Raw genomic sequence first — 21766 nt, 5'->3', positions numbered from 1 at the left:
TTGAGCATGAAACTGCCGCACTCCTTTGCCTTCGGCCTCAGCGTCCTGGCCCTGTCCATGAGCGTGTTTGCTGCCGACACCTACGCCCCCAAACCTGACCCGCTGCAAGGTGATGGCCGCGTCTCGGCTTTCTACACCTGGGAAAAAGCCATCCCGGCCGTTCCCGGCAAACTGCTGCGCAGCGAGCCGCTGGACAACACCCTGAGCCTGGCCAATGCCGCCAGCGCCCAACGCATCCTGTACACCTCCACCGACGGCATCGATAACAAGACACCGATCGTGGTGTCCGGCGCGTTGTTCCTGCCCAAAGGCACGCCGCCTGCCGGTGGTTGGCCAGTGGCGAGCTGGGGCCATGGCACCGTGGGCGTGGCGGATGTGTGTGCGCCGTCGTGGCAAGGTCGCTCCTACCGTGACGTGGCCTACCTCAATCGCTGGCTGGCCGAAGGCTTTGCCGTCGTCGCCACCGACTACCAGGGCCTCGGCGTACCCGGTGGCCATCCGTTGCTGAACAGTCGCATGGCCGCCTACGGGATTCTCGACGCCGCCAAGGCCGTGGTGGCCGGGGTACCCGGGCTGGCCGACAAAGTGCTGATCGTCGGCCAGTCCCAGGGCGGTGCCGGCGCCTTCGCCGCAGCCGCCTATGCCGCCACCTACGCTCCGGACCTGGGAGTGAAAGGCAGCATCGGCACCGGCGTGATCTACACCCTCGACTACGCGAAGAACCCCAGCGAGGAAGTGCGCAACAAGGTCGATCCCACCCTGGCCTACGGCTTCTACACGTTGCTCGCCGCCCAGCAATACGACCCGAGCATCAACCCCGCCGACTTCTATACCGACAAGGCCCTGCCGATTTTCGAGCAGGCCCGTACCAGTTGCCTGTTCGCCCTCGAAGGCGATGTCGAAGGCCTCGGCCTGAGCATCGCCAACACCAAGAAAGACTACAAGGGCAAGCAACTCGCGCCGTGGCTGGCGCAGGTGTCTTACCCGACGCTGAAAACCTCGAAGCCGATTTTCATCGGCACCGGCGCCGAAGACACCACGCCGGCCGCCGCGACCCAGGTCAAGCTGATGCAGGACGCCTGCAAGGCTGGCTCCATCGTCGAAGGCCACCTGTACAAAGGCCTGGGCCACAGTGCCACGGTCAATGCATCGCTCAAGGACTCGATCCCGTTTGCCCACAAAGTCATCAACGACCAGCCGATCACCCCGATCTGCGCCCCCACCGAGCAATAAGCAGGAGGCTTGCATGAGCATCGAATTCTTTACCCGCCTGCCCTTGCACGGCGAAACCCAGTTCCTGCCCGGCGACCCGCGCAACCGGGGCGACTGGCATCGCGGCGGGCCCAGCACCGGCGCGGTGTCGGGCTTCAGTGTCGGTGATCATTTCACCTACATCGACTACCTCGGGCAAATCGCCAGGGCTGCGGAGATCAACGGCTTTGGCGGCGCACTGATGGTCAACGCGCCCACCGGCGAAGAACCGTGGACCGTCTGCGCGCTGCTGGCCCGGGAAACCCGTACCCTGCAATTCGTCACCGCCTTCCAGCCTTACCACTACACCCCGTGGGTGGCGGTGCAGCAGGCGGCGACCTACCAGCGGGCCACCGGCAACCGCCTGGTGTGGAACATCATCAACGGCGGCTCGGACGTGATCCAGCGCCAGGTCGGCGACTTCAGCGACCACGATGAACGCTACGAACGCGCCACCGAATTCATGGACGTGGTCAAGGGCTATTGGCACAACGAGTCCTTCCACTACGACGGCAAGTTCTACAAGGCCGACGGTGGTGGCCTGCGCGGGCCATTGAAGAAGGCCAAGCTGCCGCTGATCTGTACCGCCGGCTCATCCATCGCCGCCCGGGAGTTTGCCGCCAAGCACGCCGACTTCTACCTGATGCGCGCCGAACACCCGGACGAAATCGCCGCCCTGATCGCCGACCTGCGCGAACGCGCGCTGAAGTGGGGCCGCACTGACATTCGCTTCGGCCTGTCGATTGACGTGATCACCCGGGAAACCGAAGAACTGGCCCGCACCGAAGCCAAACGCTTCTTCGACGAAGGCATCGCCCGCGGCGCGGTCAAGGCCGTGGCGGCCCACGCCGGGTTGCGTACGGCGCGCAAGCTCAGCTACGAGCACGGCTTCAGCGAAAAAACCGAGACCCAGGGCTTCGATGACTTCTTCATCCACCCCAATGTATGGACCGGTTTTGGCTACATCGGTATTCCACCGGGCTGTGCGCTGGTGGGCAGCTACGAGAACGTGGTGGCGCGGATTCGCGAGTACAACAGCATCGGCATCGACCTGTTCTTCCTCGCCGGCTATCCGCACCTGGAAGAAGCCTACCGCCTCGGCGAGCACATCCTGCCGCACTTTCGCAGTGAACGCGCCGAGTTGAGTCGTCCCCAGGAGCCGGTGTTGGAACTGCGCTCCGCCAACGGCCCGGCCGGAGTCTGATGCCATGAGCCTACTGCTTAGCCGTCGGGACTTTCTCGGCTACAGCGTGACCGTCGGCGGCGGCTTGCTGCTGGCCGGTTGCGGCCCCGCTGACACGCCCAAAAACGTCACCGGCAACGATCAACCCCGCTACGGCGGGCGCCTGCGCCTGGGGATTCTCGACGGCAACCAGAGCGGCAACCTCGATGCCCACAAACCCATTGGCAGCGGCATCGTTCGCGGCTTTGCGTTGTACAGCAAGCTCTGGGAATGGGACGAGCAGATGCAGCCGCGCCTGGCTCTGGCCGAGTTCGCGGAGCCGAATGCCGACGCCAGCAGCTGGACCCTGCGCCTGCGCCCCGGCCTGGAATTCCACAACGGCAAGACCATCGACGCCGACGACCTGATCTTCTCGATCCGCCGCCTCACCGACCCGCAGCTGGCCTCGCCCTACGCGGCGCTGCTGCACTGGGTGGACCGCGACAACCTGGTCAAGCTCGACAACCGCACCGTGCGCCTGAGCTTCCGGGAGGGGCGTAGCTACATGCCGCTGGCAGAAACCTGGGTCAATTTCGGCGGCATCGTGCCGGTGGACTACCACCCGGTCTCCAACCCGGTGGGCGCCGGCCCCTACAAGCTCAAAAGCTTCACCCCCGGCCAACGCTCACTGTTTACCCGCTTCGAGAACTACTACAAGGACGGCAAGCCCTACGCCGATGAGCTGGAGATCATCGACTTCAAGGATCAGGTCTCGCGCCTGGCCGCCCTGCGTTCCGGGCAAATCGACATGGCCAACGTGATGCCCACCGAGCAGTTGCCGATCCTGCAAAAGGACCCGCGCCTGAAGGTGATCACCTCGGTGACCGGTAACTGGCTGTCGTTCGACATGAACCTCGACAAGCCGCCGTTCAACGACCCACGGGTGCGCGAAGCGTTTCGCCTGATGGCCGACCGCGAAGAACTGGTGCGCCGCGCGTTGAATGGCCAGGGCCGGGTGGCCAATGACCTGTATGCGCCCAGCGACCCGACCTTCAACCACGACCTCGGGCCACGCCCCTACGACCCGCAACGGGCGGCGCAACTGCTCAAGGACGCCGGCCAGGAAAACCTCGAGGTGGAATTGATCACCACTCCGGGGCCTGGCTTGAGTTCGGCGCTGGTGCTGGCCGAGCAGGCCAAGCGCATTGGCGTGACCCTGAAGGTCAAGCAGGTGGACCTGGCGACTTTCCAGGGCCCGTTGAAAAACGACTGGACCCTGAGCACCGGCGGCAGCATCGGCGCGCCGTTCCTGGCCAGTGCGATCCATACCGACGCGCCGTTTGCGGTGTCCAACAAGACCCACTTCAACGACCCGCAATTCAGCGAGCTGTTCCTGGCCGCCATGGCCCAGCCCGACCTGGAAAAACGCAAGGCCCTGGTGCATCAGGTCCAGCAGATCCAGTACGAGCGCGGCGGGATGCTGATCTGGGGCTACGCCGACTTGCTCGACAGCGTTTCCACCCGCGTCGGCGGGGCGCAGTCGGAAGAGTCGCTGTTCAGCACCTGGCGCTTTGAAAAGCTCTGGCTCAAAGACACGGCCTGACCCACTTACACCGCATCGCCCTGTAGGAGCCGGCTTGCCGGCGATGGCGTCCGGTCGACCGGCGCAGGGCCCAAGGGCCTCATCGCCGGCAAGCCGGCTCCTACAAGGGACCGTGCGCTCTTCATTGTTTTTTATGGGGCACCTCTGCCATGCACGCTATCGCCTTGCGTTTACCTCTGCTGCTGGCCGCAAGCCTGCCAATCCAGGCGTTTGCCGCCGATACCCAACTGCAAACCGTGACCGTGCAGGCCAGTGCCAGCCAGTCCGATGATGATGCCCTGCCCACCCGCCCGCCGACGTCGGTGTACGGCGGCACGGAGACCAAGGTCCTCGACACGCCGCGTTCGGTGGTGCAGATCAACGCCGAGCAGTTGGCCAACGACTCGATCCGCAGCGCCGATGACCTGGTCAAATACGCCCCCGGCATCACCCGGGGCGGCGGCCAGAACGCCGGCATCGCCCCGCAGTTTCGCGCCCAGGGCTCCGAGGTATTCCAGGACGGCCAGCGCGGTTACGGCGTGCGCCACCCGGCGAACTTCAACGCCTACGAAGGCGCCGACATCGTCGCCGGGCCGTCGTCGGTCACCTACGGTTCGGTGTCCGGCAGCGGCGGCTATGTGAACTACCTGAGCAAGAAACCCGACTTCAATGAGTTCAAGACCAAGCTCAGCGGTGAACTGGGCTCGTGGATACCGGACGGCACGTCCCGCAGTTCCAACAAATTCAGCATCGACAATACCGGGCCACTGAACGACAACCTGGCCTATCGCCTGAGCATCACCAAGCAGCGCCAGCAGGACTTCTACGACAACGTCGACAACAATTTCGACGCGTTCTACGGCGCCCTCGCCTGGCGCAACGACAACGTGCGGGTGGACTGGAACGCCAGCTACGACAACTACTACGACTACAACATCACCCACGGCTGGAACCGCGCCACCCAGGACCTCGTGGACAACGGCAAGTACTACGCCGGGCGCGCCACGCCGATTATCCAGAACGGCAACACCCTGTGGTCGCCGGTGCTGGCCTCTGGCGCCGCCGATGCGCCAACCCTCGGCTGGGTCAAGCGCCAGCGCAATGCCCAGGGCCAATACAGCGTGGTGGACGGCAGCTTCCAGACCGCCTCGCCCAACACCCAGAGCAACCCCGGCAGCCTGCGGGGCTGGGTGTATGACCCGACGCTGGCGGGCAACGGCGAACGCTCGCTGTCCTCGCAAACCGGGCAACGCAAGGAAGACGAAAGCAGCTCCCGGCGCTTTACCACGCAACTGCGCGTCGAGGCCGACTTGTCGCCCACCATCACGCTGGCCAACAGCACGTTCTACGAACGCTCCAAGGACATCACCGATGCCGTGGGTTCGTTCCAGGTGCAGTCCAAAGACAACATCTTCGACAACCGCTTCGAATTCCGCTCGCGCAATGAAACCCGCCTGGGCGGCTGGACCCTGCGGGATGACAGCAACACCGGCCTGATCTATCGCCGCGAATTCAACCAATCGATTGCGGCCAATAACAGCTTCGGCTCCACCATCAACGCCTATGACCTGACCCAGAACCCCTCGGGCAAGAACCCCGGCGACCTGCTGGGCCTTACCGGTGCCAACCCCGCCGGCGGCAATGGCGCATGGATCGGCCAGCCCGGCGTGCCGCAGTATTCCAACTACTACGGCTGGCTGAACCTGCCACCGATGTACCCGGCCGGGCACGGGCTCTACGCCGAGTCTGTAGCGCCCTACACCGCCGAAAGCACCTGGACCACCAAGACCCTGTTCAGCCAGCACAACCTCAAGTACGGCGACTACTTCGGCCTGAACATCGGTGCCAGCCGCAGCTGGATCGAGGCCGAGATCGACAACCCGTTCGTGCTCGCCGGCGGCAACCCGCGCAAGGACAGCGACAACTACCGGCTGTTCGCGTTCCAGGTCAGCCCCTACGTCAAGCCCACGGAAAACACCACGCTGTACTACACCTTCGATCGCTCGCTGGCGGTCAACACCGGGTTCTTCTCCAACGGCCTGGGCTGGGGCAGCGGCAGTGGCGCCAACCAGCTCAACCCGTTGGCGTTCCAAAGCCTGAGCGTGTTGCACGAAGTGGGCGTGAAGGTCGAAGCGGTGCCCAACCAATTGTTCATGACCCTGGCCGCGTTCAAGCAGGCTCGGGACCAGGCGCCAGACAGCAACAACAGCATCGCGCGGCTGGTGATCAAGGGCGTGGAAGCCACCGTGCGCTATCAGCCGGATGACCACCTGCGCAGCGGCCTGAACCTGTCCAAGCTCAATGCCTACAACGAATTCACCTCCCAGGCGGGATTTGCATCGGCCGGGTTCGTGCCCGACAACGGCACGGTGTTCGGCGATAACAACAGCCTCAACCAGCGACCTTCCGGGCGTTTCGACGCGGTGCAGATTCCCGAATACACCGCCAGTGGCTACGTCGACTACCGCTTCGACTCGGGCTTTGGCGCCGAGCTGTCCGGCTGGTGGACCAGCAACTGGTACCTGAACCTGAGCAAGACCGTAAAGATCCCCAACGAATACAACCTCGACCTTGCCGTGTACTACCGCCAGCCGCAGTGGAGCACCACCTTGCGCGTGCTGAACCTGACCAACGAACTGAACTTCGTCAGCGGCCTGGCCGGCTCCACCAACACCTTCCTGCAACCGATGCCGGGCCGCACCTTGCTGGCCCAGGTCGACTACCAGTTCTAACCCTCAAAGGAGCCCCAGCATGTCCATTGAATTTGTCGGCATGATCTTCCCCCGCCAATGGTCCGAGACCCGTGGCGTCCGCAGCCCGGATTTCGACCTCGACTTTATCCGCCACCACGCCCGCGCCCATGAACACGCAGGCTTTGACCGGGTACTGATCGCCAGCGGGCCCGGCAGCGCCGACAGCCTGCAAATCGCCGCCTACGCGGCGGCGCACACCGAGCGCCTGGGCTTCATGATCGCCCACCGCCCGGGGCTCACTGCGCCGACGGTCGCAGCCCGCGCGTTTGCCACGCTGGACCACACCACCGGCGGCGGGCGCATTCGCCTGCATGCCATCACCGGCATCACCGCCGAACCCCAGGAAGGCGACTTCCTGCTGGACAAGACCGAGCGCTACCAACGCACCGACGAATACCTGGAGATCGTGCGGCGCACCTGGACCGCCGAGGAGCCTTTCGACTTCGAGGGCAAGTACTTCAACATCAAGGGCGCGTTTTCCCCGGTCAAGCCGCTGCAACAGCCGCATATCCCGATTTCGTTTGGCGGCTCGTCGGACATTGCCTACCAGATTGCGGTCAAGCATGCGGACCTGTATGCGCTGTGGGGCGAACCGTTGAGCGGTGTGGCGGAGCAGATTGCCAAGCTCAAGGCGGCGGCCAGTGCGGCGGGTGTACAGGCGCCAAGGGTGAGTTTGTCGGTGCGCCTTATCTTGGGCGCGACCGAGGAACTGGCCTGGCAACGGGCCGAGCAGATTCTGGAGCAGATCAAGGCCAACCCGCAGTTCGCGGCGGGCAGCCCGTGGCAGAAGCGGATCAAGGGAACGGGATCGGAACGGTTGCTGGCAGCGGCGGCTTTAGGCGATCGGCATGACCGCGCGTTGTGGATGCCGACGGCGACGGCCGTTGGGGCGTATGGCGACACCACGGCATTGGTGGGCACACCGGAGACCGTGGCCCAGGCGCTGCTGGATTATGTGGATCTGGGGGTCACGACGTTTTTGAACCGGGGGTACGACCCGCTGTATGACACCGTGGATTATGGGCGGTGGATCATCCCGGCGGTGCGCGAAGAGGCTCGGCGCCGCAAGGCCGCGTAAAGGCGGCCTCCGCTATCGCCGGCAAGCCGGCTCCTACAGGTGTGCGCCTTTTACCGTAGGCGCCGGCTTGCCGGCGATCACTGCGCAGCAGTGCCAATCAGCCCAGCGATGGCGAATGCTCAAGCAACGTCTGCGTATACGCCGCCTGCGGCTGATCCAGCACGCTATCCACCGCGCCCTGCTCCACCACCCGCCCGACCTTCAGCACCAACACCCGGTCGGCAATCGCCCGCACCACGCCCAGGTCATGGGTGACGAACAGCAACGTCAACCCGTCCCGCTGCAACTGGCGCAGCAAATCCAGAATCGACGCCTGCACCGAGACGTCCAGCGCCGAGGTGATTTCATCGCAGATCAGCAGCTTCGGTTCGCACAGCAATGCCCGGGCAATTGCCACGCGCTGGCGCTCACCGCCGGACAGGCTATGGGGATACAACTCGCCCACCGAAGCCGGCAGCGACACCCGCTTGAGCACCGCCTCCACCCGCTCACGCGCGGCACTGCCTTTAACCGCAAAGAAGTGCTCCAGCGGTGCGCTCAAGGTCTGGTACACCGTCTGCCGGGGATTCAATGCCCGGTACGGGTTCTGGAAGATGTACTGAATCTGGTGCCGCAAGCCCGCCTCGCGCTGCCGTGCCTGTAACGGCAGCGGTTGCCCCGCGTAACGCAGCTCGCCTTCGGCATTCTCCCCCAACCCGGCAACGGCCCGCGCCAGGCTGGTCTTGCCGGAACCGGACTCGCCCACCAGCGCCAGGCACTCCCCCGGCAGCAATTGCAGGGACACGTCAAACAGCACCTGGCGGTCGTACGCCACGTTCAACCCGCTGATTTCCAGCAAGGCCTTGTCGGTGCGCGCGTCCACCGCAGCAATCGGCGCCAGGGCGATGCGCTGCAACGGCTGACCATGGGGTGCAAGACACGCCACTTCATGCCCTGGCGACAGCGGCTGCAATAGCGGTTCCTGCTGCGAACACCCTGCCCGAAAACGCTCGCACCGCGGCCCGAAGCCACAGCCTTGAGGCCGCTGCCCAGGCGCGGGGGCATGCCCGCCAATCGCCCGTAATTCTCGGCGCCCGGCCACATCGGGAATCGCCGCCAACAAGCCCCGGGTGTAGGGATGGGATGGCCGACTGAACAAGGCGTCCCGAGTAGCCGTTTCAACAATCCGCCCGGCGTACATCACCATCACCCGGTCCACCAGGTCCTTGATCACCGCCAGGTCATGGGACACATACACCGCCGCCACGCCCTGGCTTTTGCACAAGCGGCGCAAGGTGGCGAGGATATGCGCCTGGGTGGTGACGTCCAGGGCGGTGGTCGGTTCGTCCAGCACGATCAGCCGCGGTTGCAGCACAAACGCCAGGGCCAGCATCACTCGCTGTTGCTGGCCGCCGGACAGTTGATGAGGGAAGCGGCGCAAGAACTGCGGGTCATCCGGCAAGCCGACATCACGCAAGGTTTCAATGATGCGCTGTCGCTGCGCCGCCTTGTCCAGGCGCAGTTGATGCACCGCCAGGGTTTCATCCAACAGGCTGCCAATGCGCAGCGCCGGGTTGAGCGCCGTGGCCGGGTCCTGGGCGACATAGCCGATCAGGCTGCCACGGGCACGGCGCAACGCTTCACCTTCCAGGCCCAATAACGCCTGGCCCGCGACATGCACCTGGCCACCGACAATCCGTGCGCCGCGTCGGGCATGGGCCAGCAGCGCGGTAGCCAAGGTGGTCTTGCCGGACCCCGACTCACCCACCAGCCCGAGGATTTCCCCGGCTTCCAGGCTGAAGGACACGCCGGACAACACGTCCACCTGCCCCGCCAATTCAACCCGCAAGCCACTGACCTGCAGCACCGTCGTCGTCATCTGCGCGATTGCATTCATGGCTGTTTTTCTCCCAGGCGTGCGCTGCTGCGGCCGATGCCTTCAGCGAGGATATTGGTGCCATAGGCAAACACGCCGATCAGCACGGCGGGGGCCAACACCGCCCAGGGCTGCACCAGCAACCCGGCCTGGTTTTCATTGATCATCAAGCCCCAGTCCGCCGCCGGCGGCGCCACGCCATAACCGAGGAAGCTCAGGCCCGAGAGCATGCCCACCCCCCAGGTCAGCATGTTGCCAAAGTGCACCAGCAACGGCGTAAGGATGTTCGGCAGGATCTCCTTGAACAGGATCCGCCGCCGCGAGTAGCCCATCATCTGCGCGGCCTCGACAAACTCCTGCCCCGCCACTGCCACCGCGCTGGCCCGCGCCAGGCGGATCACCCCCGGGATAAACGCAATCGACACCGTGAGCACGATCAACCACGGCGCGCGGCCGAGCATCGAGACAATCAACAGCACCAGAATCAGGTCGGGGAACGCCAGGGACACGTCCGCCAGCCAGGTGATCAACTGGTCCAGGCGCCGCCGCGACAGCCCCGCAAGCAAGCCGAGAGTACTGCCGACGGCCAGGGCAATGCTCGCCGCCGCCACGGACATCCACAGCACCGAGAGGCCGCCGCTGAGCAGCCGCGACAACACGTCATGCCCCAGGAAGTCATACCCGAGCAGCGCCCACCCCGTGGGCGCGCCGTACACCGGCCCGACCATGTCCGTCGAGCCATGGGGCGCCAGCAACGGACCGAACAGCGCCACGGCAATGACCAGCAAGGTGATCAGCGCGCCCTTGCGGGTTTGCGGTTCGGCCAGCCAGCGGGAAATTCGCGTTTTGCTCATGCATCACCTCGGGAGCGCCGCCACCACGGGGTGATGCCCCGGCGGTTGCGCGAAATCAGGGTCACGCGACGGGCCGTGCGCAGCTTGGGCGTGAGCAGCACCGTCAACAGGTCGGCCAACAGGTTGATCAGCACCACCGCCAGGGTGATCACCAGCACGATGGCCTGGATCATCGGCAAGTCGCGCATCTGGATCGCCGCGTTGAGGGCGGTGCCGATGCCGGGGTAACTGAAGATCACTTCGGCCAGCACTGCGCCGCCGATCAGCGTGCGCAAGGTCAGCGCCACGCCCTGGATCGCCGGGACCAGCGCGTTGGGCAAGGTATGCCGCCACACGATCCGCCAATGGGGAATGCCCCGCAGCCGTGCGGCGATCACGTAGTCGGACTCCAGCGCGTCGATCATCGCGGCGCGCACCATGCGCGTGAGGTACGGCAGCGCTGACAGGCTCAGGGCCAGAACCGGCAGCACCAGGAACGGCAACTGGCGCCACAGCGACTGATCCGGGTCGAGGATCGACACCGCCGGCAACCAGTCCATATGCGGCATGGAAAACAGCAGCACCAGGCCGATGGCCAACAGAAAGCCCGGCGTGGCCTTGAGGAAAATCAGCAACGACAGGCTCCAGCGGTCGAGGTGGCTGTCGCGGCGCAGCGACAGGTACACGCCGAGGCCCAGCGCCGCCGGCACCACCACGGCGATCACCCCGGCGAGCAACGCCAGGGTGTAGCCGAAACGCCCCCACAGGATGCTGCCGACCGGCGCGTTGGAATCCAGTGACACCCCGAGGTCGCCACTCAGGGCCGAGCCGAGCCAGCGCAGGTATTGGCGCAGGATCGGTTGGTCCAGCCCCAGTTGATGTTGCAGGGTGAGGATGCTTTCCAGTGGCGCGTCGGGGCCGAGGATCACCCGGGCCGGGTCCGATGGCAGCGCCTGGGTGGCGATAAACACCACCAGGCTGATCACCCACGCGGTGAGCAGGCCGTAGCCCAGGCGGCCGATAAACCACGATAACCAGGCCGGCGTTCGCAGGGGGTTAGACATGGTTCAACCACAGCTCGTCAAAGCGCCAGGAGGCGAAGGTGGTCTGTTCCGGCGCAAGGCCGCCGACCCGTACCGAGGCGGCGTCCAGCACATCGTTGAAACCCCAGATCAGCAGGCCACCGCGTTCGTGTTGAATCTGCTGGGCCTCGTGCACCAGGCCTTTGCGCAATTGCACATCCGGCTGGGCCAGGGCCTGGCGATACAGCGCATCGAAACGCTGGTCATGGAAGTTGCTGCGGTTGTAGATCGCCAAGGGCGCGTCGTTGTGCAACGCCGATGCGAGGAAGCCACGGGCCGGGGTCGAACCCGGTGATAGTTGCCACTGCTCGCGCTGCGGGCCGTTGAATACCGCGCCGTCGACCTGGGTCACGCGGACCTCCACGCCAGCCTTCTTCGCCTGTTGGGCAAACACCAAAGCGGCATTCACGCCGGAGCCTGACGGGGTCGTCAGCTCCACCCGCAGATCGGTCTGCCCGGCCTGGCGCAGCAGCGAGCGCGCTTGCTCAAGGTCATGGGGGCGCTGCGCAATGTCGTGGTTGTAGGTGGGGTCGTGGGGCGAATACAGGTCATTGGCGATGCGCCCGAAGCCGTTGAGGCCCCGGTCCACCAACTCTTGCCGATCAGCCAGCAAGCGAAACGCCTGGCGCACCCGTACGTCGTCAAACGGCGGCTTGGCCAGGTTCAGGTTGAAGCCGGTAAACGAGGTGCTGGGCGACACGCACAGCGACAGGCGCGAGTCGGCCTTGAGCAGCGCGCTGTGCTCGGCCTGCACGCCGCTGGCGACATCGATCTGCCCGGCACGCAATGCGGCCACCCGCGAGACCTGGTCCTTGAATTCGATGATTTCCAGTTCGTCGGCATAAGGCTGGCCGGGTTTGTAGTAATTCTCGAACCGGCTGTAGAGCGAGCGCTGGCCGGGCACGAAGCGCTTGAGTTTGTAGGGGCCGGCCCCCACCGGATTGGTGATGGGGTCGTAGTCGGTGGGCACGATGCCGCCGAAGCTGATCAGGGTTTCATCCAGCGGGAAAAAGCTCTGGCCCTCCTTGAAACGGATTTCGATGGTGCGCTCATCCAGCTTGCGCAGCGCATTGCGGTCGATGGCGCCCACCAGTCCGGCAAACGGCGAGGCAAGTTTCGGATCGGTGAGGCGCAGCAGCGAGAACAGCATGTCGTCGGCGCCGATGGTCTTGCCGTGGTGGAACTCCAGGCCCGGCTTGATGCGGATGGTCCAGGCGCTGGCATCGGCGTTCGGCTCGGCGAACTCGGCCAGGGCCAGGCGGGTACTGACGTCGGTGTTCCATTCCCAGAACTTGCTGTACAGCGCCCAGCCGCGAATGATCCCGCCGCCCACCGGTTTGTGGGCATCGAGGTTGCCGGACTGGTCGCCGTCGATAATGCCGATGCGCAGGCGTCCGCCGGTGGTCGGTGTGGTCGACAACACCGCAGTCGGCGCCGCCCCGCTGTCACAACCACCCAGCAGCAAGCCGCCGCCGATGGCCAGGCTGTTGCCGAGAAACACTCGGCGGGAAAATCCTTCGCTCATCAGCTACGCCTCTTGCTGCTGCACGGCGTTCAGACGCGGCACATCAAAACCATGGTCCAGGTCGAGCAACGGGAACAGCAGGTCTGCCACCCGGTGCGCCTCATCGATCAGCGGGAAACCCGACAGGATGAACGCCGAGGTGCCCTGGGCTTCGTACTCACGGATACGCTCGGCCACTTGTTCGGCGCTGCCCACCAGGTAAGTGCCGGCGGCCGGGCCGAGGATGTTGAAGCCGAACAGGCTCGGGCCGAGCCACACGTTGGGGTAGATCTCCAGCTCGCGAGCCGTGGGCAGGCGGCCGGCGCGAATGGTCTCGACGTTGCGCTGGGTTTGCGGGTCGTCGCTGTGGTAATCCTCGAAGCTCACCCCGGGTGGCAACTGGCGCTCGATGGCATTGCGCGCAGTTTGCAGCGAGGTGCGTTGCAGCAGTTTCTCGGCGTGGGCCCAGGCTTCTTCTTCGGTCTCGCGCACGATGATTTGCAGGCGGGTACCGAAGGTCAGCTCACGGTCGATCTTCGCGGCTTCGGCGGCGACCTTGCGGAACTTGTCCCCCAGCTTCGGCGGCGTATTGGCGAAGCTCAGGTACACGTCCAGCAATTGCACCGAGTGTTCCACCCCTGGCCCCGAGGTGCCGGCGCCCCACAGCGGGATGCCCGGTTTCTGGTACGGCGGATGCCAGCCGCCCAGCGGATGCTTGGCCGCTCCCGGCGCACGCGGTGCGAGCTTGACGTATTGGCCGTCATAACCCCGAGTATCGCCGGCATAGAAGCCCTGGAAGGCGCGCCAGTATTCGAGGCTGAAGGCGTAGCGCTCATCGTGGGGGTAATGCACGCCGAGGGTCGCCAGGCCCGCATCATTGCCATTGACCACGTTGAACAGCAGGCGGCCATTGGAGAATTGGTCGAAGGTCAGGGCCCATTTGGCCAGGACTGCCGGTGACAGCTCGCCCGGGTGTTGCGCCACCAGGAAACGCAGGCGCTGGGTGGCGTCGATCAGCGAGGCGGCCACCGCCAGGCTTTCGTTGGGGCTGGAGCCCAGCAGCGAGCCGTAGAAACCCAGGCGATCACTGGCGACCGCGAGTTGCTTGAGATGCTGGAAGTCGGTCTTCCAGCGCCCTTCGGGCTCCCATGGATAAGGGCCGTCGGGGGTGGTGAGGTACCAGAGAATTTTTACCGCCATGGGGCAACATCCTTGAATGGAACCGCCCCTTGTAGGAGCCGGGGGGGGGGGGCGATGACGGTGGCACATCCAACAGGAATGTCGCCTGATGCACCGCTATCGCCGGCAAGCCGGCTCCTACAGGGGTCGTGGTGGTTTCAGTCACCGTGATAAGGGTGTGTTCAGTTTTTGCGGTCGATGGCGGGGACCAGGCCCAGCGCCGTGGCTTGCTCAAACAACCCACTCATCTTCCACTGCTGGGTCAACACCCCCGGCCCGTATGCCCGCGAACCGCCCAGGGCATCCGCCAGCAATTGCAGTTGCGCGCCCTCCTCCAGCAACAGGATGAACTCAGCCGTGGCCCGCAACCCCTGCTTGCCCCACACCGTGGAGCCGCCGTTGGCTTCGAGGATCGCCAGGTTGAAGGGGTTTTCCGCGATCTTGTCGAGGATGAAATCCACTTCCTGCTGGCGACGGTCGATGTACACCGGCAGTTCCCGCGCCAACTGGTAACGCTGCACCGGCACGTAATGGAACGGCAGCGTGCGGTGGGTCTGGGCCCAGGCCCCAAGGTACGGCGAGTGCACGTGGGAGACGGTGGTCACGTCTGCATGCTGCTGGAACAGCTTGGTGTAGCGCCCCAGGCCGCCCTTGCCCTTGCCGACAATCACGTTGCCGGCAAAGTCGGTGACGGTGGCCTGCAGCGGCTTGCGGTAGTTCCACGGGCCGCCGTAGTTGACCGACACCAGCAGTTCCTGGCCCGGCACGCGCTCAATAAAGCCCACGGTGCCGTTGGCGGTGATGGTGTTGGTTTCGCGGAAAACCGTGAAGGCTTCTTCGGCTTCCAGCAGGACCTTGTCGATAAAGGCCTGCAGTTCCTGGGTGATCGGTTGGGCGTGGACAATGGCAGTCATGGCAGTTTCTCCGGGTTCAGGCGCGGCGCTTGGCCAACAGTTCATGGGCAGCTTGCAGAGGGCGCGGGTCGACCCAGTCGGCGATCGCAAAATCGCGCTCCAGGAAGCCGTGCAGGTACAGGAAGTCTTTCTGGATGCCGAGGAAATCCAGGCGCTCGGCCGACAGGTCCGGCGCCAGGGTGGTATGGAAATCACCGCGATAGGCCTCGGCCACACCGGCACTGCCGGCGCGGGTTTCTTCTTCGAGAATCGCGTTCAGGCCGTCGCGATTGTTCGCGGCCCAGTCAGCCGCGTTCAGGGTTTGTGCGAGGAAACGCACCACCAGGTCAAAGTGGTTGTCCAGCAGGCTCTGGTGGACAGTGATCGGGCGCGGCGTGCCGTTGTTGATGCGGTAGCGCGGCTCGGCGATCAGGTCCAGGTCGATGCCCACCACCAGGCCCAGACGGCGCGCGGCGTCGGCGGCCGAAGCGCCCTTGACGTACACCGCGTCCACTTCGCCGCGCGCCAGGTAATCGAGGCCCGACCACAGGCGTTGCAAACCTTCCTGTGGGTTGGGCGCCTGCTCCTGATCGTGCAGCGCGACCTCCACCAGTTGCACGTCATCAAAGCCCAGGCCGGCCAGGCTCAACGCGCCTTTGTAACCGTGCAGGCTCATGGCCCGGGCGATGCTCCCCGGACGGCTGTCACCCCAGGCCGGCAAGGCCAGGCGCTTGCCTTTCAAATGCTCGGGACGCGTGATGCCGGAGTCCGGGCGGACCAGGATGGTTTGCCATTCCTCGATCCAGGTCAGGCCGATCAAACGGCTCGGCGCGCCGGCGGCACGGGCGGCCAATGCCGGCACATTACCGCCTTCGCGAAACAGCCCCGGCAGCTCGTGATCGTAGTGGTGATGGCCCAGTTGACGGGCCTCCTGCAAGGTCGAGACCGACAGGCCGTCGGCGGCGAATTCGTCGCCCAGCCAACCGAGTTTGTAGGCGATGCCGGAGGCGGTCGGTACCGGGCAGCGGGTAAACCAGATCTGCTCAAGCGCTGGCTTGGGCAGGATCGCGGAAAGGGTCATGGGCAGCTCCATTGAATTGGGCAAGGCAGTCCATGGAGGTATTGCAGAGGCCGTGCCAATTGGCCAAAGCCCCGGTTTGCAGGGCTTTGGCGCAAAGAGTCGAAGTACTGTTGCTGGCCTGTCAGCAGCGCTGCTGCTGGCCCAGCAGTCACCCGTTCGCCACTGCTGCCCCAGCAACACTCCGTTATCGCAGGCCCCGCCAGGGGTGGTTTTCGGCATTGGCGCAGAACTTGCTCAAGGCACCTTCAATGCCCGACATCCAGCGCAATCCCCTGTAGGAGCTGGCGTGCCAGCGATGGTGGTTAACGATGACGTGTACTGACGGGTTTACGCGGTGCACTTGAGTCCATCGCTGGCAAGCCGGCTCCTGCAGAGGGGCTTAAACACACGGGCCAAATCAGGGGAAGAAACTATGAGTACGTTCGAACAGGTACCGGTACGCCAATTGCTCAGCGAGGCCGAAGCCATTGCCGCAGCCAAGGAAATCGCCGTGGAGATCGCCGCGATTGCCGCCGACAGCAGCCAGAACGGCCAGTTGCCGTGGCGCCAGGCGCAACTGCTGTCCCAAAGCGGCCTGACCGCCATCGGTGTGCCCAAGGCATTCGGCGGGCTGGGGGCCTCGGTGCAAACCATCGTCGAAACCGTGCGCCTGGTCTCGGTGGCCGATGGTGGTGTGGGCCAGTTGCTGCAGATTCACAACGTGATGCTGCGGGGCATCTTCAACGGCTATCCGGATGCGGTGCGTGATCGCCTGGTGGCCGATGTGCTGGCCGGCAAGCGCTTTGGCAACGCCCTGGCGGAAGTCGGCGGCAAGAACAAGTTCGCCCTCAAGACCCGCGTCGAGCGGCGTGCAGATGGCAAGCTGGTACTCAATGGCAGCAAGTTCTACTCCACCGGTTCCTACCTTGCCGAATGGATCTCCCTGACCGCGGCCTCGGATGACGGCGGCGCCGGCGTGCTGCTCAACCGCAACGCACCGGGCCTGACCCTGGTGGATGACTGGGAAGCCTTCGGCCAGAAAAACTCGGTCAGCGGCACGGTGAATTTCGACAATATCGAGCTGGATGAAGACTTCGTTTCGAAGCGCAAGGGCCCGATGAAACGCACCGGCCTGACCTTCCCGCAGATCCTGCATGCGGCGATCGATACCGGGATTGCCTCGGGCGCGCTGACCGCGGCGGTGGAGTACCTCAAGCACAACGCCCGGCCCTGGGTGGAAAGCGGCGTGGACCACGCCAATGAAGAGCCGCACATCATCAAGCAGATCGGCGAATACGCGGTGGCCCTGCGTGCAGCCGAGTCGCTGTTGCGGGATGCGGCGCGGGTGTTCGACGCACATGAGCTGGACCCGGAGAACAAGGAACTGCAGGACGAATTGATCCTGTCGGTGGCCACGGCACGGGCGCATTCGGACAGTGCTTCGTTGAAGATCTCCAGCGATATTTTCTCGTTGCTGGGGGCCAGTTCGTCGCTGAGCAAATGGAACCTCGACCGGTTCTGGCGCAACGCCCGGGTGCATACCACCCACGACCCGATTCGCTGGCGCTTGCACCATGTGGGCAACTACTACCTGAACGGGATTGATCCGGGGGAGTACACGGCGATCCTCAATGCCAAGGAAACCCAGGGCGCTACCACTCGCTAGACCAGCCCAACACATCCCTGTGGCGAGTGAGCTTGGTCCCGCTGGACTGCGCAGCAGGCCCTGTTTTTGGGGTCGCTTCGCAACCCGGCGGGAGCAAGCTCCCTCGCCACAGTTTGGGAAGGATCAATAAACCCAATGAGCTTTTCATGATCGAAAAACACCCCCTTCTGCGCAGCCTGGCGATCTACCGCGAAATGCCCTGGCGCTTCGCTCTGGTCGCCGGGCTGTTCGTGGCCATCAACCTCGGCCTGGTCTGGCAACAATGGCTGATCGGCCATGCGGTCAACGATGTCAGCGCCGGTCGCGCAGTGATCCGCCACGCCGACGGCAGCCTCGATGCCAGCCTTGGCTGGCACTGGCTGTGGCTGATGCTCGCCGTGGCCCTGGGCCGTGGCGCGCTGCAATACGCCGCCAGCGTCATGTCCCTGGTGCTCAGCCAGGAACTGCTGACGCGCCTGCGCGAACGCATCCTCGCCCAGGTGCAAAGCCTGCACCTGGGTTATCACTGGCAGCACGGCATGGGCGAGATGATCACCCGCACCACCCGCGATGCCGACAAGGTGCGTGACGCGCTGATCACCTTCTGGCGCCAGGTGGTGGAAACCCCGCTGGTGGTGTTGGCCACCGTGGGCCTGTTGAGCTGGTACAACCCGTGGCTGGGCTTGGTACCGCTGCTGCTGACCGTCACCGGATTGTGGATTTTCGTGCTGCAAACCGAACGCCTGGTTGAACTCGACCGCAGCGTCGGCGCGGCCTACGACCGCGTCAACCAGGACCTCAGTGAAGGCATCGGCGGGGTGCGTGTGATCAAATCCTTTGCCCTTGAGCAGAGCCGTATCCAGGGTTTTTCCGAACAGGTTGCAGTGTTCGCAGGCTTGGCCCGCCAGGCGCTGGCCTATTCCAGTTCACGCATTCCGCTGCCCCAGGCCGTGGTCGCCCTCGGCCATGTGTGGATCCTGGTCTACGGCGCCCACCTGGTGGCGGCCGGTCAGTTGGGCATCGGTGAACTGGTGACCTCGCTGCTGATCGCCACCACCCTGGTATTTCGCATCGAAGGCATTGGCCGGGTGATGCAAACCTTCGCCGATGCCCGGGCCAGTGCCGAACGTATCTGGCAACTGCTGGACGCCCCCGCAGCGATACGCAGCGGCAGCGCCACCCTGCCCGCTTCGCCCCTGGGGTTGCGCCTGGAGCACGTCAGTGTCAGCGCTCCCGGCGGTGGGCGGGACATTCTGCATGACTGCTCGCTGGCCCTGGTGCCCGGCGAAATTGTCGCGTTGGTGGGCGCCACCGGCACCGGGAAAAGCCTGCTGGCCAGCCTGTTGCCACGCCTCACTGATGTGAGCACCGGGCGCGTGCTGCTGGGCCATGACGGCACTGGCTGGCAAGACATTCGCGAACTTGACCTCGGTGCGTTGCGCCAACGGGTGCACGTGGTGCCGCAAGAGAGCTTCCTGTTCGCCGGCAGCCTCGCCGCCAACCTGCGCCTGAACGCTCCCGACGCCACTGATGAGCAATTGCTTGAAGCCCTGCGCCTCGCCGCAGCGGACGACATCTTGCTGCGCCTGCCCCACGGCCTGGCCACACCGCTGGGTGATCGTGGCGTGACCCTGTCCGGCGGCCAGCGCCAGCGCCTGTGCCTGGCGCGGGCGCTGCTGGGCCAACCGGACATCCTGTGCCTGGACGACGCCACCAGCGCCCTCGACGCCATCAGCGAACGGCACGTACTGAACAACCTGCGAGAACTGCGCGGTACCACCGTGCTGGTGATCTCCAGCAAGTTGTCGACCATCCTCCTGGCCGACCGGGTGCTGATGCTCGCGGACGGCAAAATCGCCGCCACAGGCACCCACGCCGAACTGCAACACACCAACCCGCACTACCGCGACCTGCTGGGGATCGACCATGGCTAATCCAATCGCCGGCAAAGCCTTGAGCGATATCGAAATTGAAGAAATGCTCGCGAAAAAGGCCCTCGACCGCAGCATGTTCAAACGCTTGCTGCCGCTGCTCAGGCCAATCCGCCGCTCGATTTTCGCGGTGATCGGCATTGAGCTGTTGCTGGTGTTCACGGTGTTTTTGCGACCCTGGTTCGTGCGTGAACTGCTGGACCGTGGCTTGATTCAGCAGGCCGACCACTGGCTGCTGGACGAGCGCCTGGTGCTATGGCTGGGCGCGGGGCTGGCCGCCAGTTGGCTGGTGCGATTCCTGCTGGCCGGGGTCTCGCAGTTTGTTGCCGGTGGCGCGGCGATCCGCGTGTTGAACGCCCTGCGGGTGCAGGTGTTTGCGCATGTCCAGGGGTTGAGCGTCAGCTACTTCGACCAGACCCGTGCCGGGCGGATCATTTCCCGGGTTGACCGCGACGTGGACGCCCTCGAACCCTTGGTGATCCAGGGCCCGCCTGAACTGCTCGGTGCCTTGCTGCGCTGTGGCCTGGCATCGGTGATGTTGTGGCGTATCGACCCGCGTTTCTTCCTCAGCCTGGTGGCCACCGTACCGTTGCTGGTGCTGGCGACCTGGAGTTTCAAGCGGATCTCCCAGCGCAACTGGGCGCGGGTTGCGGAAAACCGCAGCCGTTTTACCGCACACCTGGTGGAAAGCGTCAGCGGCGCGCGGATGCTGCAGCAGTGCGCCCAGGAGACGCCGAACCTGCGGCGTTATCGCGGGCTGTTGGATGACTTCAACCATGCACTGATTCGCGGCAGCTTGCGCTCGGGGTGGTTTGCGCCCTTTACGGCGCTGCTGAGTTCGGCGGGAATCGCCTTGTTATTGCTGGTGGGCGGCTATGGGCTGGCGGCCGGTGAAGTGTCGGTCGGGCAAGTGGCCGAAAGTCTGTTTTACGTGTTCCTGTTCTTGGGGCCGTTGCAGGAGCTGTCGGACCTGTTTGAACGCTACGCCACCGGATCGGCGTCGGCGCAGCGGATTTTCCTGTTGCTCGATACCCAGGCGCAGATTACCGACAGCGCTAAACCGCGCCATTTGGGCCGAGCGCGGGGTGAGGTGCGGTTCGAGCAGGTGGGTTTCAGTTATGTGCCAAGTGCGCAGGCGCCGGTGATCAATGGGCTGGATTTGCATATTCCTGCGGGTGAGGTGTTGGCGATTGTCGGGCCTTCGGGGCATGGGAAAAGCACGCTGGTGCAGTTGCTCACGCGGTTTTATGAGGTGCAGTCGGGCGTGGTGCGGCTGGACGGGATTGATGTGCGGGAGCTGGCCCAGCATGCGTTGCGGCGCAATGTCGGGGTGGTGTTGCAGGACAATGTGTTGTTCAGCGGGAGCATTCTCGACAACTTGCGGTTGGCGGCGCCGTTGGCGGATGACGCGACCCTGGTCGCGGCGGCCCGGGAGCTGGGCGCCGATGAGGTATTGGAGCGGTTGCCGCATCAGTACCACACCGAGGTTGGGCCTTTGGGGGCGCATTTGAGTCATGGGCAGCGGCAGCTCGTTTGCCTGGTGCGGGCGTATCTGGCGGACCCGGCGGTGCTGGTGCTGGATGAGGCGACTTCGGCGGTGGACATTCACACAGAGCGGCGGATTCAACGGGCGTTGCGCAGGCTGTGTCTGGGGCGCACGGCGATCATCATTGCCCATCGGCTGGCGACGATCCGGGATGCGGACCGGATTGCTGTGGTTCGGCATGGGCAAGTCGTTGAGCTTGGGGCGCATGATGCGTTGATTGATCGTGGGGGGGCTTATGCGGCGTTGTATCAGACGTATTTGCAGAGTGCTCGGGTGGGGGATTTGGTTGTCGGGTGATTGGGGGTATATCCGTTTTTTGGGTGATGTTTGAGATTGGTTCCGCTCTTACAGCGGCTCACTTTTGAAAAGCGCAAAAGTAAGCATGGACTTGCTCCCTCCAAACGTACGCCAT

Annotated in this window: 15 protein-coding genes; 8 read left to right on the top strand and 7 right to left on the bottom strand. The window is 64.6% G+C overall.

Annotation, left to right across the window (positions count from 1 at the left end; translation table 11 throughout):
• The first annotated feature begins 6 nt into the window (after window positions 1-6).
• The 5 genes from AC3WKX_RS23335 (at window position 7) to AC3WKX_RS23315 (ending at window position 7826) form a co-directional block, all read left to right on the top strand.
• Window positions 7-1233, top strand: a complete 1227-nt coding sequence (locus tag AC3WKX_RS23335) for an alpha/beta hydrolase family protein (protein ID WP_008430961.1) — start codon at window positions 7-9, stop codon at window positions 1231-1233.
• 13 nt (window positions 1234-1246) lie between these two features.
• Entirely contained in the window at window positions 1247-2455 is a 1209-nt protein-coding gene (locus AC3WKX_RS23330; protein WP_008430959.1) for an LLM class flavin-dependent oxidoreductase, read from the top strand.
• A gap of 4 nt (window positions 2456-2459) precedes the next feature.
• Window positions 2460-4016, top strand: a complete 1557-nt coding sequence (locus tag AC3WKX_RS23325; RefSeq protein ID WP_102605254.1) for an ABC transporter substrate-binding protein — start codon at window positions 2460-2462, stop codon at window positions 4014-4016.
• A 149-nt stretch (window positions 4017-4165) separates the two neighbouring features.
• Window positions 4166-6727, top strand: coding sequence for a TonB-dependent receptor plug domain-containing protein (locus tag AC3WKX_RS23320; RefSeq protein WP_087693862.1), 2562 nt, complete (start codon window positions 4166-4168; stop codon window positions 6725-6727).
• A gap of 19 nt (window positions 6728-6746) precedes the next feature.
• Complete coding sequence (locus AC3WKX_RS23315) at window positions 6747-7826, top strand: LLM class flavin-dependent oxidoreductase (RefSeq protein ID WP_010171267.1); 1080 nt, start codon at window positions 6747-6749, stop codon at window positions 7824-7826.
• Window positions 7827-7923: 97 nt separating this feature from the next.
• Here AC3WKX_RS23315 and AC3WKX_RS23310 read toward each other — a convergent pair whose 3' ends face one another.
• From AC3WKX_RS23310 to AC3WKX_RS23280, 7 genes are all read right to left on the bottom strand, one after another.
• Window positions 7924-9702: a dipeptide ABC transporter ATP-binding protein gene (locus AC3WKX_RS23310; RefSeq protein WP_102605255.1), complete on the bottom strand. Its 1779-nt coding sequence runs from the start codon at window positions 9700-9702 to the stop codon at window positions 7924-7926.
• Window positions 9699-10535, bottom strand: a complete 837-nt coding sequence (locus AC3WKX_RS23305) for an ABC transporter permease (RefSeq protein WP_102605256.1) — start codon at window positions 10533-10535, stop codon at window positions 9699-9701. Before AC3WKX_RS23305 ends, AC3WKX_RS23310 begins: the two co-directional genes overlap by 4 nt.
• Window positions 10532-11578 (bottom strand): ABC transporter permease, encoded by a 1047-nt coding sequence (locus AC3WKX_RS23300; protein WP_102605257.1) that lies wholly within the window; start codon window positions 11576-11578, stop codon window positions 10532-10534. Before AC3WKX_RS23300 ends, AC3WKX_RS23305 begins: the two co-directional genes overlap by 4 nt.
• On the bottom strand, window positions 11571-13121 hold the full coding sequence (locus tag AC3WKX_RS23295; RefSeq protein WP_102605258.1) for an ABC transporter substrate-binding protein: 1551 nt from the start codon (window positions 13119-13121) through the stop codon (window positions 11571-11573). Before AC3WKX_RS23295 ends, AC3WKX_RS23300 begins: the two co-directional genes overlap by 8 nt.
• 3 nt (window positions 13122-13124) lie before the next feature.
• The gene (locus AC3WKX_RS23290) at window positions 13125-14300 is read right to left on the bottom strand and encodes an LLM class flavin-dependent oxidoreductase (RefSeq protein ID WP_102605259.1); all 1176 of its coding nucleotides are present in this window, start codon (window positions 14298-14300) and stop codon (window positions 13125-13127) included.
• A 161-nt stretch (window positions 14301-14461) separates the two neighbouring features.
• Window positions 14462-15193: a class II aldolase/adducin family protein gene (locus AC3WKX_RS23285; protein WP_003216972.1), complete on the bottom strand. Its 732-nt coding sequence runs from the start codon at window positions 15191-15193 to the stop codon at window positions 14462-14464.
• 16 nt (window positions 15194-15209) lie between these two features.
• Window positions 15210-16253, bottom strand: coding sequence for an ABC transporter substrate-binding protein (locus AC3WKX_RS23280; protein WP_102605260.1), 1044 nt, complete (start codon window positions 16251-16253; stop codon window positions 15210-15212).
• 412 nt (window positions 16254-16665) lie between these two features.
• Between AC3WKX_RS23280 and AC3WKX_RS23275 the strand changes: the two genes are divergently transcribed.
• The 3 genes from AC3WKX_RS23275 to AC3WKX_RS23265 all read left to right on the top strand — a co-directional run bounded on the left by AC3WKX_RS23275 (window position 16666) and on the right by AC3WKX_RS23265 (window position 21651).
• Window positions 16666-17898, top strand: a complete 1233-nt coding sequence (locus tag AC3WKX_RS23275) for an acyl-CoA dehydrogenase family protein (protein WP_102605261.1) — start codon at window positions 16666-16668, stop codon at window positions 17896-17898.
• A gap of 146 nt (window positions 17899-18044) precedes the next feature.
• Window positions 18045-19811 carry an ABC transporter ATP-binding protein gene (locus AC3WKX_RS23270; protein ID WP_087693868.1) on the top strand — a complete coding sequence of 589 codons (1767 nt, stop codon included), beginning with the start codon at window positions 18045-18047 and terminating at the stop codon, window positions 19809-19811.
• A complete protein-coding gene (locus AC3WKX_RS23265; protein ID WP_102605262.1) occupies window positions 19804-21651 on the top strand; it encodes an ABC transporter ATP-binding protein in 1848 nt (615 codons plus the stop codon). The genes AC3WKX_RS23270 and AC3WKX_RS23265 overlap by 8 nt, the downstream gene beginning before the upstream one ends.
• Window positions 21652-21766: the final 115 nt, after the last annotated feature.

The organism is Pseudomonas sp. GP01-A4, assembly GCF_058780865.1.
This window is presented reverse-complemented; position numbering and strand designations above follow the sequence as displayed.

Excerpts from the sequence above, each read along its gene's own strand:
- AC3WKX_RS23335 (WP_008430961.1), top strand. The coding sequence starts at position 7 with ATGAAACTGCCGCACTCCTTTGCCTTCGGCCTCAGCGTCCTGGCCCTG.
- AC3WKX_RS23330 (WP_008430959.1), top strand. The coding sequence starts at position 1,247 with ATGAGCATCGAATTCTTTACCCGCCTGCCCTTGCACGGCGAAACCCAG.
- AC3WKX_RS23325 (WP_102605254.1), top strand. The coding sequence starts at position 2,460 with ATGAGCCTACTGCTTAGCCGTCGGGACTTTCTCGGCTACAGCGTGACC.
- AC3WKX_RS23320 (WP_087693862.1), top strand. The coding sequence starts at position 4,166 with ATGCACGCTATCGCCTTGCGTTTACCTCTGCTGCTGGCCGCAAGCCTG.
- AC3WKX_RS23315 (WP_010171267.1), top strand. The coding sequence starts at position 6,747 with ATGTCCATTGAATTTGTCGGCATGATCTTCCCCCGCCAATGGTCCGAG.
- AC3WKX_RS23310 (WP_102605255.1), bottom strand. The coding sequence starts at position 9,702 with ATGAATGCAATCGCGCAGATGACGACGACGGTGCTGCAGGTCAGTGGC.
- AC3WKX_RS23305 (WP_102605256.1), bottom strand. The coding sequence starts at position 10,535 with ATGAGCAAAACGCGAATTTCCCGCTGGCTGGCCGAACCGCAAACCCGC.
- AC3WKX_RS23300 (WP_102605257.1), bottom strand. The coding sequence starts at position 11,578 with ATGTCTAACCCCCTGCGAACGCCGGCCTGGTTATCGTGGTTTATCGGC.
- AC3WKX_RS23295 (WP_102605258.1), bottom strand. The coding sequence starts at position 13,121 with ATGAGCGAAGGATTTTCCCGCCGAGTGTTTCTCGGCAACAGCCTGGCC.
- AC3WKX_RS23290 (WP_102605259.1), bottom strand. The coding sequence starts at position 14,300 with ATGGCGGTAAAAATTCTCTGGTACCTCACCACCCCCGACGGCCCTTAT.
- AC3WKX_RS23285 (WP_003216972.1), bottom strand. The coding sequence starts at position 15,193 with ATGACTGCCATTGTCCACGCCCAACCGATCACCCAGGAACTGCAGGCC.
- AC3WKX_RS23280 (WP_102605260.1), bottom strand. The coding sequence starts at position 16,253 with ATGACCCTTTCCGCGATCCTGCCCAAGCCAGCGCTTGAGCAGATCTGG.
- AC3WKX_RS23275 (WP_102605261.1), top strand. The coding sequence starts at position 16,666 with ATGAGTACGTTCGAACAGGTACCGGTACGCCAATTGCTCAGCGAGGCC.
- AC3WKX_RS23270 (WP_087693868.1), top strand. The coding sequence starts at position 18,045 with ATGATCGAAAAACACCCCCTTCTGCGCAGCCTGGCGATCTACCGCGAA.
- AC3WKX_RS23265 (WP_102605262.1), top strand. The coding sequence starts at position 19,804 with ATGGCTAATCCAATCGCCGGCAAAGCCTTGAGCGATATCGAAATTGAA.